The 13,908-nt window shown below is 46.6% G+C and carries 11 protein-coding genes; 1 reads left to right on the top strand and 10 read right to left on the bottom strand.

From position 1 onward, the window contains the following. Positions 1–24: 24 nt before the first annotated feature. From NST45_RS28930 to fni, 10 genes are all read right to left on the bottom strand, one after another. A complete protein-coding gene (locus NST45_RS28930) occupies positions 25–1,380 on the bottom strand; it encodes an L-threonylcarbamoyladenylate synthase (protein ID WP_076140837.1) in 1,356 nt (451 codons plus the stop codon). A gap of 104 nt (positions 1,381–1,484) precedes the next feature. Next, positions 1,485–2,243 (bottom strand): stage II sporulation protein R, encoded by a 759-nt coding sequence (gene spoIIR / locus NST45_RS28925; RefSeq protein ID WP_081382511.1) that lies wholly within the window; start codon positions 2,241–2,243, stop codon positions 1,485–1,487. A gap of 83 nt (positions 2,244–2,326) precedes the next feature. Further along, entirely contained in the window at positions 2,327–3,514 is a 1,188-nt protein-coding gene (locus NST45_RS28920; protein ID WP_339824390.1) for an FtsW/RodA/SpoVE family cell cycle protein, read from the bottom strand. Positions 3,515–4,034: 520 nt separating this feature from the next. Then, positions 4,035–5,219, bottom strand: a complete 1,185-nt coding sequence (locus tag NST45_RS28915; protein WP_038573650.1) for an FtsW/RodA/SpoVE family cell cycle protein — start codon at positions 5,217–5,219, stop codon at positions 4,035–4,037. 139 nt (positions 5,220–5,358) lie between these two features. Beyond that, the gene (gene prmC, locus NST45_RS28910; protein WP_076316157.1) at positions 5,359–6,351 is read right to left on the bottom strand and encodes a peptide chain release factor N(5)-glutamine methyltransferase; all 993 of its coding nucleotides are present in this window, start codon (positions 6,349–6,351) and stop codon (positions 5,359–5,361) included. Further along, positions 6,341–7,417, bottom strand: coding sequence for a peptide chain release factor 1 (prfA, locus tag NST45_RS28905; RefSeq protein WP_076144618.1), 1,077 nt, complete (start codon positions 7,415–7,417; stop codon positions 6,341–6,343). Before prfA ends, prmC begins: the two co-directional genes overlap by 11 nt. Positions 7,418–7,650: 233 nt before the next feature. Further along, positions 7,651–8,751, bottom strand: a complete 1,101-nt coding sequence (ychF, locus tag NST45_RS28900; RefSeq protein WP_036681604.1) for a redox-regulated ATPase YchF — start codon at positions 8,749–8,751, stop codon at positions 7,651–7,653. A gap of 100 nt (positions 8,752–8,851) precedes the next feature. Beyond that, positions 8,852–10,219, bottom strand: a complete 1,368-nt coding sequence (locus NST45_RS28895; protein ID WP_051491197.1) for a S41 family peptidase — start codon at positions 10,217–10,219, stop codon at positions 8,852–8,854. Positions 10,220–10,386: 167 nt separating this feature from the next. Continuing rightward, complete coding sequence (locus NST45_RS28890) at positions 10,387–10,857, bottom strand: GNAT family N-acetyltransferase (protein ID WP_235219460.1); 471 nt, start codon at positions 10,855–10,857, stop codon at positions 10,387–10,389. A gap of 36 nt (positions 10,858–10,893) precedes the next feature. Continuing rightward, positions 10,894–12,033, bottom strand: coding sequence for a type 2 isopentenyl-diphosphate Delta-isomerase (gene fni / locus NST45_RS28885; protein ID WP_081383770.1), 1,140 nt, complete (start codon positions 12,031–12,033; stop codon positions 10,894–10,896). Between the two features lie 283 nt (positions 12,034–12,316). On the opposite strand from fni, the gene NST45_RS28880 reads away from it, so the two are divergent. Then, positions 12,317–13,852, top strand: a complete 1,536-nt coding sequence (locus tag NST45_RS28880) for a phospholipase D family protein (RefSeq protein ID WP_339824388.1) — start codon at positions 12,317–12,319, stop codon at positions 13,850–13,852. Positions 13,853–13,908 lie beyond the last annotated feature (56 nt).

The raw sequence follows: 13,908 nt of genomic DNA, 5'->3' as shown, positions 1-13,908 counted from the left end.
ATATACGAAAAAGCAACGCCGTGGTTATCCGGCGTCGATGACGGATCCACCGGCGGCTTTCATAAGCCGGTTCATGATGGCAGCGCCGAGGCCCGTATACGGGCAAGCCTCGGCTAAGATGTAAGTCGCTCCCGCTTCATCGAACCGCCGCAAAGCGGCATATAGGGAGCGGGCCCCTTCCTCCGGCGAGGATAACGAGCCAAGGGAAAGGACACAGGCGGCAGGGTCGGCGGGATAAAGGGCCTTATGCTCCTCAAAGAGGAGCAGGCCCGTGACCTCGCCGTTTAGCTGCGCCGCCTGAAGTTGACTTGCGGCTTCGTCCGCCACGCGCTGCGGGGAAGAGCCGCGCACTACACCAAGCCAGCCGCGCGGCGCGTAGTGCGTGTACTTCATGCCCGGCGCGCGCGGTGCCGAAATGCCGCCAGCAGCATCCGCACCATGCTGCTCAATAGATGCGGATGCCCTTTCGAAAGGCTCACGATTGTTAACATTCAGGCAATCCGCTGAAGATTGTGCTGTAGTTGCTTTAGCTGTGATTGGCTCAGCAGTACTTAAATCAACAACAGAGATTGTCGTCCCCGAATCAGCCATGACAGTAGTAGTAGAGGCAGCAGTTGCCTCAGCATTACCGGGCTCTGAGCTTACAGCTTCTGCTCCCACCACTGCAGCCAATTGCTCCGAAGTAATCCCGCCGGGGCGCAGCACAGCAACTTTTCCGTCAGGCTGTACCTGCACGACTGTTGACTCTAGTCCCACTCCAGCAGCACCACCATCAAGGACGCCATCAATGTATCCAGCCAAATCTTCCATCACATGCGAAGCTAATGTCGGGCTCGGGCGACCCGAACGATTAGCACTGGGCGCCGCAACCGGACAACCTGCGGCACTTATCAGCGCCAGAGCTACCGGATGATCCGGCATCCGCACACCAACCGTATCCAAACCCGCCGTCACACAAGGCGACAGTACACCTTCACGAACAGGAAGCACAACTGTCAGCGGACCAGGCCAATAAGCTGCCATCAGCGCGGCCGCCTTAGGATGCACCTCTGCAACAAGCTCGTCCAAAGCTGCCGTATCCGAAATATGTACAATTAACGGATTGTCAGAGGGCCGTCCTTTTGCTGCAAAAACAGCCTCAACTGCCGACGTATTTCGGGCATCCGCCCCTAGCCCGTAGACGGTTTCGGTTGTAAAAGCCACTGTTCCGCCTTCGCGAAGCATTGTTGCTGCCTCCGCTATCGCCAGCTTGTCAGCTTCATTCGGCTGAAATACCTCAGAGTTCGTTCCCTCAACAGAATTCAACTTCCAGTATACAGTCTCAGCTCTATTTCCACTCCGCCGCTGAACGGCGAATAAAGGATTATTGTGTTCATTCATTCTCATCACAGGCTTTCTAGAAGATATAATTTATCTTAGCAAAAAACGGCCCCAGTAGGGAGCCGTGATAGATCTGCTTATAAAATAGTAACATATCTGGGGTCTTACGACCATAATCCACTGATCCAGTTCCAAAGGTTTTGCAGCAGCTCCCAGACGAAGAACCGTACCTCTGGCTCAGCAGCAGTTTCTCCTGATGAAGCACTTCCTGCCGAGGAATCAGCCTGCACTGTTTTTGCAGCTGCCGATTTCACCTTAGCACTGTTATCCGCACCAGCAGCAGACACTGTTTTTGTACCTTTGTCAGCAGCAGGTGCTGCCGCATCTCCAGAGCCCGCATCGATAAAGCAAAGCGGAGGAAACAGTACACACCACCAATTTTGTCCCTTGCCTGCACCAAGCGTGACCCGTACAGCTTCATACTCCCCAGCAGGATAGACGGTACCACCGTATAATTTGGTTGGAAAAGGGACTACGCCCAGCTCCACTTTATAGGAATATTCAATGCCCCGTTTCTCGAGCTCTGATCCAACCAAAGCGTTAAGCTCCGGCAGATGATTTCTAATCAGAGCACGTGCCTGCTCCAAGCTCTGCGGATCCTCAAGAGCAGATACCCACTGGTTCATTTGCTCCACAATTTTATCGCGAATTTGCCGTTTCACCAGCTGATCTTGCGCTCCGTCAGAATTAGCTAGAATACGTAACCGGATAGATTCTTGGGGAATAGATACTTCAGCTACTGCAGCATCGGTTTTTTGACCTTCCCAAGCCATCATGAGGACCATAAAAAAACAAATTAAAATGGCAGTATACTTAAAAGTTACACGTAAGGAATCTCTTTTATCCATATGATTATCGTTCATTTGTTGCAGCCCCTCTCCTCTTAACTCTCATGCTAGTAGTATGCCCGGAGATAAGAGACTGCAAACCTATGAATCTATTAAATTTATAACTTCAATGCCAGCTCCTTATGCAGCTGCAAATCTTCCTCCACATCCTGCCCATAAAGATGCACGCTCATCACGACCCCCATGCTGGCCATATTAATCAGAAGAGACGTGCCTCCATAACTGATAAACGGAAGTGTTATTCCTGTCAACGGCATCAGGCCGATAAAAGCTCCAACATTCTCAAGAATTTGATACAACAGCATAGCCGTAATTCCAATGATTAGAAATGGTCCGCTACGCTCCTTACTCTCGAGAGCAATCAATATCATCCGATGCAGCAAAATAAAAAAGAGCAAGAGAAGCAGCGCAGACCCCACAAATCCAAACTCCTCGGCAATCTGCACGAATATCGCATCCGAATAGGTATATGGGACACGATTATTCTGCACAGAGCTGCCCTGCATATATCCCTCTCCACTCATTCCCCCGGAGGCTATAGCTAATTTGGCATTTTTCGTGTGATAGCTTGCCTTATCTGTCGCTAAATCAGGTACCAGCCAAGGGTCAAACCGCTCCACTAAATGATCCTTACCAATGCCTTCAAAAAAATTGACTGCTTCATCATGATAGTTTATATAGCTCAAAATCCCAGCAAGACCAATCCCACCCACTATAAGCAAGCCGATGAGCGCATGCGACAATTTGATGTTCCCAATCCATAAAAGTCCAATTAATATTACGATGTAACTAAGGGCATTTCCCAAATCATTTTGCATAATCACTATTCCAAATGGAATGAACGTAAGAATGGTGAGAGGAACAATCCCTTTCAAGAAGGTTAAGGTAGACCCTTGTTTTCGAATTAAGATCGATGATAAAAAAAGAATCAATACCAATTTAAACAGCTCGGCAGGCTGAAACCTAAGTCCACCGATCTCAAGTCCCAATTGAGCACCGTTCTCTACTTTACCAATAAAACTAACCGACACTAACAAGACTAAGCCCAAGAGATAAATATAAAGTGCATGTTTAACAAATATCTTAAAGTCCACAAAAGCGAGCACAATAAAAACTACAAAACCTAAAATATAGTATTTAAGCATTTGTAAATGAAATCCGTCCAATTTCATCGGAGGCGTTATTCTTCCATTGGTTACACTGTATATTGAAAAAATACTAATCACCATCAGCAAAATCAGAACAGTAACAATTACCTTATCAATCCTTTTGAACTTTTGAAGCATCTGCAAGCCCCTTACTCTGTTAAGGTTTCAACTCTCCTCTCTCAGGGAAAGTCGTTCCTTTCTATTGTAAAACATTCGTCAATATAATTCCAAATTTATGTAGCCAATCTATAAAATATCTTTCTATTAAAATTACACTCTGACGTGATTTTACTCTATGATCCAAACCTATCGGACTCCGTAGACTTTATTTATGGATTTATTGCTCCACGGGAACTTTTGCGGACTCCAGAGTCGTTATTACTTGCCATTTTGCAGTAAATCCAGTCTTTTTGATCAAATAACGTCTTTGCGGTCCGATACTATCCAATAAGTAGTTAATATTCGAATATAAGGGCATCTGAGTCCGAGTCAGGATACAAATACAAATACGAATACGAATACGAATTACTTCCAGCCTGCTTACCTGAAACGGTCCGCATTACGTATTACACCAATCCGACGAAGCCGTCCTCCATCAAAAAGAACCGCCAGCCCCTATTAAACAATAAGGACCTGACGGTTCTATTTTATTTCGTGGTTACACCTGTTTGGCAGCTGCATAAGGAGTAGGTTTAGGAAAATCTTCTTCTACTTCTTGCCCGTGCAGGCGCACACTCATTACCAGCCCGATGCTGGCCATATTGATGAGCAGTGATGTACCCCCGAAGCTGATGAAAGGTAGCGTAATACCAGTCAAAGGCATCAGACCAATAAACGCGCCAATATTCTCAAAAATCTGATATAGCATCATGGCGACAATTCCGACAATCAAGAACGGCCCAGCTCTATCCTTACACTCCAGCGCAATCAGAATCATTCGGTGAATGAGGATAAAGTACAGCAGCAGCAGCAGCGCCGCCCCCACAAAACCGAATTCCTCGGCAATTTGCACGAAAATGGAGTCCGAGTAGGTATATGGCACACGATTCGTTTGAACGGAATCTCCCTTCATATAGCCATCACCACTCATTCCTCCAGAAGCAATAGCAATTCTAGCATTGGTGGTATGATACTTAGCCTTTTCTGTTGCCTTTTCGGGAACAAGCCAAGGATCAAAACGTTCAATCCAGTGAGATCGCCCAATATCCGTAAGAAAGGTTTTAATTTCATCGTGATAATGGATATAACTCATAATTCCCGCAATCGCAGAACTAGCCACGATGACCAGCCCGATTAATGCATGCGTGTATTTAATATTGCCAATCCACAACAGACCCGCAAGAATCACAACGTAAGACAAGGCATTCCCAAGGTCATTTTGGGTAAGAACAATAAGAAATGGAAACAAGGTCAGAAGGCCGAGTGGCACAACATCCCGCCAGAACAGAAGCTTACTCTTATTCTTGCGGACAAGCATGGCCGCCAGAAAAAGAATTAATATCAACTTGAACAGCTCAGCAGGCTGCAGACTCAGTCCTCCAGGCAGGGTCAACCAGCCTTGTGCATTATTTTTAGTCTCGCCCAAAAAGCTGACGAGCACCAGCATCCCTATCCCAAACAAATAAATATATATCGCATATTTCACTAATATTCTGTAATCCAAAAAGGTCATTCCAATAAAAGCTACAAAACCAATAGCATAATACATCATCATACGAATATGATGTCCGTCCAGCTTCTCTCTTCCATGAGTAACACTATATATGGCGAAGATGCTGACCACCATGAGTAATAACAGAACGACTACAATAGCACCATCAATCTTTTTAATCTTCTGAAGCACGCTCTGCCTCCCTACTCTATATCCGGTCTTTCTTTATGATCCCCTGAGAAATCCTGCTAAATACTATTATAAAGGAAGTCGGATTGAAAATACAATTTCTCTACCCTGGACAAAGGAACCCTCTGCAAAGTAGGCAATATTATTTCGTTATGCCTAGCACATGACGCGGGATTCCAGCCAGATCATTAATGGTGATAATCTCCGTCCAATGGCCCGCTGCCGCAAGGAGTGCAGCGACTTGCTCAGCTTGACCGAAGCCAAGCTCAAAGCCGATCAGGCGCGGCGGTGCCGGGAGCAGCGTCAGCTGCTCCATCATGCGGCGGTACGGGTCCAGCCCGTCCGCTCCGCCATCCAGCGCAGTGCGCGGCTCATGGTCGCGCACCTCACGCTGCAGCCCGGCGATATCCTCGCCGGGGATGTACGGCGGGTTGGAGACGAGAATATCCGTCTCCATCCCCGCGAACGGCTCGAGCAGATCGCCGAGCCGAAAGTCCACAGCTGTGCCATTGCGCAAAGCGTTGCGCTCGGCCACAGCCAGAGCCGCCGGCGAAATATCGCCGGCGCAGACCCGCCACGCCGGCGCTTCCGCCGCCAACGTGACGGAGATCGCTCCGCTGCCGGCGCCGATGTCGACGGCGGTCAGCGGTCTTGCGGCGCCGCGCACGTCCCCCGCGCCGCCTCCGTTGCGGGCCGTATCTCCGCCCGCGCTATCCAGCGCCGCTTCGCCCGGCGTTACAACGCCGTTTGGCCAAAGCTCCGCGCCGTAACGTAAAATCGCCTCGACAAGCAGCTCCGTCTCCGGCCGCGGAATAAGCACGTCAGGCGTCACCTCAAAAGGCCGCCCGTAAAATTCTTGCTCGCCGATGATATACTGCACCGGCTCACCAGCGCCCCGGCGGGTAACTCCCGCCTCAAATGCTTCCTTAACCGCTGCTGGAAAAGGATCTGCCAACGCCATATAATAAGCTGCGCCAGACACTCCAAGCACATGCTCCAGCAGCAATTGTGCACTGCGCTGCGGTTCATTGCAGCCGCTCCGGCTCAAAAAAGAAGAAGCCTCCGCAAAGGCTTCCCGGATGCTTTTGACTTCCGACATGACATATACGCCATCGTTCAAAGCATTATTCTCCATTATCCATATTATCCATCAAGTCAGCTTGTTCAGCGATTGAAAGGGCTGAGATAATTTCAGTGATTTCTCCGTTCATAACCTGCTCCAAACGGTGCAGTGTCAGGCCAATACGATGGTCTGTAACCCGGCTCTGCGGGAAGTTATACGTCCGAATGCGCTCACTACGGTCACCCGTACCTACTTTACTCTTCCGTTCACCAGCATACTTCGCTTCTTCTTCCTGCCGTTTCATATCAGAGATACGGGCACGAAGCACTTGCAGCGCTTTTTCTTTATTGGAGTTCTGTGACTTACCGTCCTGACAGGTAGCAACGATGCCTGTAGGTACATGGGTTACACGTACTGCAGACTTGGTCGTATTTACAGACTGTCCACCTGCACCACTTGAACAGAAGGTATCCACGCGAATATCTTTATCATGGATCTCGATCTCAAAAGCCTCAGCTTCCGGCATCACGGACACCGTAGAAGTAGAGGTATGAATACGACCTCCGGATTCGGTCGCTGGGATACGTTGTACGCGATGCGCACCACTTTCGTATTTCAGCTTACTGTATGCACCACGGCCGTTAATAAGGAAGATTACCTCTTTGAATCCACCAAGATCACTCGCGTTAACATCCATTAACTCAACGCGCCATCCTTGTGCATCAGCATAACGAGTGTACATCCGGTAAAGGTCTGAAGCGAACAATGCTGCTTCATCTCCACCCGCTGCACCACGAATTTCAACGATTACGTTCTTATCATCATTCGGGTCTTTAGGCAGCAGCAACACGCGGATTTTCTCTTCCAGCTCCACTTGACGTTTGGAAAGGTCATCAATTTCCATCTTGACCATTTCTTTCATCTCATCATCAAGCTTTTCGCCTTGCATCTGCTTAGCAGCTTCAAGCTCTTCCATTACGCTCTTATATTCAGTATACGCCTCAAATGCAGGCTGTAGGTCTGATTGTTCTTTGGAATAGTCCCTCAGTTTCTTACTGTCGTTTGCAACATCCGGATCACAAAGCAGTTCACTGAGCTTCTCATAGCGGTCCGCCAGGGATTGCAATCGGTCCAACAAGGGAATTCACCTCTCCTGATTCAATTTCAAATTCGCAAATATAACATCAAATTTGTACTGTCATAAAAATAGATATACGACTTTATATTATACCAAAGATATTGTGAAATGGCTACAGTTCCGTACGCACAATACCTTAATAAAAAGCTTATATTTTTAAAAAGGATCATCCCAGCAATAGAAACTCCCACTGCTCGAGATGACCCCTATATCATTCGTACACTTAAACCTTCTTAAACGTTAAAACGGAAATGCATTACGTCGCCGTCTTGCACCAAATATTCTTTACCTTCAAGACGCAGTTGACCACGTTCCTTCGCACCGTTCATGGAACCAGCTGCCACAAGATCCGCGTAAGCCACTACTTCAGCACGGATAAATCCCCGTTCGAAATCTGTATGAATCACACCGGCAGCTCCAGGTGCTTTGGTGCCGCGACGAATCGTCCACGCCCGAACTTCCTGAACGCCTGCTGTGAAATACGTATACAAGCCAAGCAGTTTATAAGCCGCTTTAATCAACCGGTTAAGCCCGGATTCTTCCAGTCCCAGCTCTTCCAGGAACATAGCTTTATCTTCACCTTCAAGCTCAGCAATTTCTGCTTCCACCTTAGCACTGATCGGAACAACTTCTGCACCTTCAGTAGCTGCAAAATCGCGAACTTGCTGTACATAAGGATTGTCCTCAGCACTTGCCACTTCATCTTCACTTACATTCGCCGCATACAGCACTGGCTTCAATGTTAACAAATGAAGATCACGGATAATAAGCTTCTCGTCATCAGACAATTCTATACTACGTGCAGGTTTATCTTCGTAGAGCACTTCTTTGACGCGTTCTAGCAGCTCAACTTCTTGAGCGTATTTCTTGTCGCCGCCTTTGATATTCTTACGGGAACGCTCAATCCGCTTCTCAATGCTCTCAATATCAGCAAGAATCAACTCCAGATTAATGGTCTGGATGTCGCTGATCGGATTTACCTTTCCATCAACGTGGGTAACGTTCTCATCTTCAAAACAACGAACCACATGCACGATAGCATCTACTTCACGGATATGGGCCAGGAACTTGTTGCCTAGTCCTTCTCCTTTACTGGCACCACGCACGAGACCAGCAATATCAACAAATTCAAAAGCAGTAGGTACGGTCTTGTTCGGCTGTACCAGCTCAGTCAGTTTATCAAGACGTTCGTCTGGAACTTCAACAACACCAACGTTAGGGTCAATGGTACAAAAAGGGTAGTTAGCGGATTCTGCTCCCGCTTGCGTTATCGCATTAAACAATGTGGATTTTCCTACGTTAGGAAGACCGACGATTCCAGCTTTCAAAGCCATTTATATGACAACTCCTATTTTCAGCTAAATTGATCATCCGAATAAGCTATACGATCTAAACCATTATATATTAGAACATATTCGCCAGCAACACCGGATGTCAGGCAGATGTGTCCGAACGCGCAAGCTCTAATACCTTTTTTATCGCCGGCTGGTCCAGTAATGGCTTAGATTTATCCGGATCAACCTCCACATCAGGCACAGTCTTTACCTCTTCATTACAACTTCCATCAGAATTCAGACCCATTTCAAAGGAAAACCTGAAGAGATAACCGCTATTAGGCAATGCAACAACAAGCGGATCTATCCCTAGTCCATCCCCACCTGTCCTGCCGCCTACAACCGTTGCAAACCCGGTGCCTTTTACAAAGGCTGCAAGACCTTCCGATGATGAATACACAGAGCTATCTACCAGCAAATAGATTTTCCCTTTAAATCCAACAGATTTATTAGGGGTTACTACATCATTTGTTTTTCTATATGTCTTAAACATCTTTAAAGCTTCGGTTGGCAGCTTGGGCAGTTGCTCATCTTTGATGCCAGCAATAGGTTGTTGCCCCTTTGTAATCTGACGTGCTTGCATAAAGGTCTCCGCATATTTGCCTCTTGTATAAAGTAAGTATGTATTGTATTCGATAGGTTTATTGATCAACATAGGGACAAGATGAATTCTCCAATAATTACTGTTTCCTCCCCCATTTCCGCGGATATCTAATATTAATGTCTTATAGTCCTTTACCTCTATTAAAAAATCATGGATCTCGGAGCTGTCCATCTCCATGAGACTCCCGTCAAAGCTTTGCATGCCGAGATAAGCGATTCGATCGGGCTCTATAATGACTTTTTTTACATTCCCAGAAGTCTTTTTTGTTACATCTCCTACTCCATCTCCACCATTATGCATATCGTTATTGATATCATTAGAGCTTTGCTGCTCCGCTAAAGGTTTCTGGTTGTAACGGGCCAATACGTTAGGCTGCTGAAACACGTTGACCCAAGGCTCAAAACCAAAACCTAACTGAGCATACGTATGTAGATACCAGGGGTATTCTTCCTTGGATATAAAATTTGTATGCCCATTGTTTAATCTGCTAAGGACAAATCTCATACGTTTCAAAAACTCATCATCCGATTTCACGGCTGCTATTTTATTGCGGTATTCCTCTTTTTTAGCAAGCCAATCCTCTCCATTGAGACGTTTATTCACCTCTAAGAAAGGATAGTTCTCCTCAATAATCTTCCACATATAATCAAAATCCTCTAGCCTTTGTTCTACCGTCAATGAAGGCAAAGCTATTTCTGATGGTTCTTCAACTACAGCTGAAGAGGCTAGCGGTGCAACCGGACTTGCCTGAACTTGCTCAGACTCAGATTTCTTCTTTCCTGGTAAATCGCCACTGTTGCAGCTGACCAGTAATAGTAATATAACTGCTGAAACAACCACCCACGATACAGTCCTTGGTCTCAACTTAATCCCCCTTTTTCTCTTTTATGGATTTATCCATTTTCAGGAATTTATTTTTTAATCATATTTTCCTAATCATCCTAATTCAAATATATTTATCACAATTATTTACATAATAATTCAGTAGAACAACAAAAAAGGACCTCTTTCGAGGTCCTCACACTTATGGACTATAGATCTTTAGACATTGTGATGTCAGTTACGATATATCCCATTTTTTTGTATAACTCAAATGCGCGATTGTTCTGGCCGAAGACGTGCAACCCGATTTTGGTAACATTCATCTCCCGGGCTTCTTCATCGAGTGCGATCATAGCCTGCTTGCCATAACCCTTACTCTGGAACGGTTCAAAAACATAAAAATCATAAATGAAAGCCTCGCGGCCGCCTCGGCCTTCACTTACGTTAAACCAGATATAACCAACCTGTTCATCACTGCTTATTTCTACTATAGAATATAGATAAGCACCATCTGTGTGCAGCCCTTTTGGCAAAGAGCGTGTTATGGCTTCCTCAGACAGCTTCATCGCGATCTCCGGATCCCAAGCACCGGCGCTGATCTTATCTTCCGCATAATCCCGGGTAGCTTGACCTAAGAAAAATTGAAAGGCCGACTCATCCATATGGACCAGTTTAATCATAATCTTACTCACTTCCTCGCTTCAATATTTACCATCCTATTTACGTATTAAACGGGAAGTACCACGTAAAGTTGCTAAATCTGGAGCGCCAATACCAAACATTGCTATTTTTAGCTCCAGCTCAACCTGTGCCAATGCAGCATCCAGCGCCTCTTCAGAATCGACAGCCGGCCCTAACAGATTGCGGCCAAAGCCTGCCAGATCAGCTCCAAGTGCCAGTGCTTTCGCTGCATCCACGCCATGTTTTAGTCCGCCGCTGCCAATCAAAGCGCCCTGCGGGGAAACTGCGCGCACCTCTGTGATACAATCAGACGTTGGAGTACCCCAATCCGCGAAAGCCTCCGCCGCTGCCCGCCGTATAGGATCTACACTGCGGAACTTCTCCACCTGACTCCAGGATGTCCCGCCTGCACCCGCAACATCAATAAAAGCCGCACCTGCATTATAAAGACGTGCAGCTGCATCTCCATCAATGCCCCAGCCTACTTCTTTCACACCTACAGGGACTTCAAGTGCACGGCATACCTTCTCTATCTGGGATAGCAAAGAGGCAAAACCAGTGTTCCCTTCCGGTTGAAAGACCTCTTGCAGCCCATTCAGATGCAGTACAAGAAAATCAGCACCTGCGATATCCACAGCTCGGCGACATTCCTCAATCCCAAAACCATAGGACAGCTGTACAGCACCAATATTGGCGATAACCGGAATATCAGGTGCTTGATCCCGCACATAAAAGGTCGCCGTAAGCTCAGAACGCTCCACTGCCGCCCGGACCGAGCCTACACCCAGCGCCCAACCACGACGCTGTGCAGCTGTGGCCAACCGGGCGTTAATCGCTCCTGTAGCTGCGCTGCCACCTGTCATCGAGCTGATGAGCAGCGGTGTACGCAGCTTGCGATCCAAAAACGTAGTCTGCAATGATATATCGTCAAAATTCAGCTCTGGAAGAGCATTATGCTGAAATCTGTAATGTTCAAACCCTGTAGTCACACCGACGCCACCTACTTCTTCATTTAGGCAAAGGCGTACATGTTCAATTTTGCGTTCGCCTGTCTTCGATGTAGGCAATAAAGATCTTTTGTCAGAAGCCTCTACAGCCGGCAGGTCCTTGCCATGATCTGCGCCAGACTGCCTAGTCGCATCATATGGCACGGCCTCTTCTGGCGTATGATTCATGCTGCGTTCCTCCTATTCCCAAACTCGATTTATTATAACATATCCCTACAGATGAATTTACAATATGAGGTTAGCGATTACAATTCTCCGGTTTAGTAATCATTAATTTCATAAACTTCGTACTAATCGTTCAAACTCATTATAGCTAGCTGAATGTTATTTATTAATGTTAAGGATATTTGGGCTGCTTCATTTTGCTCCACTAGGTGTTAATAGGTTGGTAATACACCGGAGCATCACAATCCTAAGGAAGTGCTCTGCAATAATTTCAGGAGGAACTTCCATGAATTCAGATCGTCAGCAACCCGTTCACCCCCATAAACCTAAAGATATAAACTACGCTCCCGGTTTAACTACGAAGAAACGTTCCACTTCACGCCGCCGTACACGGGTGTTATGGGCTTTCGTCATTCTACTCCTTTGGTTAACCGGCGTAATGATTTATCAGACGCACAAACCTCTACCCAGCGGTATTTCCTTTGAAAGCCCCATATACAAAACAAATCATGTATCCTTCTGGCACGACTTAACCTATTCGGACGGTACAGCCACGGGCACTCAAGAAAGTCAGATTCTTTCGAGGATTCTACAAATTATCGAGGAGTCCGATGAATTTTTGGTGATTGACCTCTTTCTTTTCAATGATTATACCCATAAAGATCAGTCATTTCCTCCAGTCAGTCGAATGTTGACGGACAAGCTTATTTTACAAAAAACTACTTATCCTGAGATGGAGATCGTCTTCATTACGGATGAGGTTAATACCAATTACAATTCTGCACCTAACCATCTCCTGGAAGAGATGAAGGCTGCAGGGATTAAAGTGATTATGACTGATGTAAATGCTCTACGCGATTCTACGCCTGCTTATTCTGCTGTCTGGCGTACCTTTATTCAATGGTTCGGACAGTCGGGCGAAGGCCGGATTCCGAATCTTATGGCCAGCGGCGGACCGGATATTACTGCTCGTTCTTATATGAAGCTACTCAATGTAAAAGCTAACCACCGTAAGGTAGTTGTTAGTGAGAATAGCGCTCTAATCTCCTCAGGAAATATCCATGATGCCAGCGCCTATCATTCCAATATCGCTCTGGAAGTACAAGGTCCAATTATTGCTGATATTCTCCAGACGGAACAGGCCGCGGTCAATCTTTCGGATGCAGGGCCATTGCTCACTTATGAGCCGGATTTCACCAAGGATAAGGACCAGCACTCTGAAGAATCTATGGGAGTCCGCTATTTAACGGAAGGAAAGGTATATAAATATGCAAGACAAGCCCTCCAATCTGCACAGGAGGGTGACACCATTTGGATGGGTATGTTCTACCTTGCCGATGATGCAATTCTCGATGAATTGGTAGAAGCTACCGAACGAGGGGCTACGGTAAGATTGATACTGGACCCCAATCAGAACGCCTTCGGCCGTGATAAAATCGGCATTCCTAACCGTCCAGTTGCCATGAACCTGAACAAGCGCACGAACGGAAAAATCTCTATTCGCTGGTACAACACGACCAAAGAACAATATCACTCGAAGCTGCTTTTCATTGCCAAACAGACTGGAAGTTCCATCATTCTTGGCGGTTCCACCAATTTCACGACACGCAATCTGGATGACTACAACCTGGAGAATAATCTGTGGGTATCTGTAAAACAAGATCAGCCTCTTTATGCCCAGATGGAAGCCTACTTCAATCGACTGTGGAATAACGAGGACCATGAGTATACCCTACCTTTTGAGGCTTATCAGGGCGAAGTGACCTGGTTCAAATATATCCTGTTCCGGTTGCAGACCACCTTGGGCTTAACTACTTTTTAAAGCAAAAACCACCGCAGATGAGTGAACTGCACCCCAATTGTTAGACACAACTAACA

Source organism: Paenibacillus sp. FSL R7-0163 (assembly GCF_037969975.1).
Taxonomy (GTDB): Bacteria; Bacillota; Bacilli; order Paenibacillales; family Paenibacillaceae; genus Paenibacillus_AQ; species Paenibacillus_AQ odorifer.
This window is presented reverse-complemented; position numbering and strand designations above follow the sequence as displayed.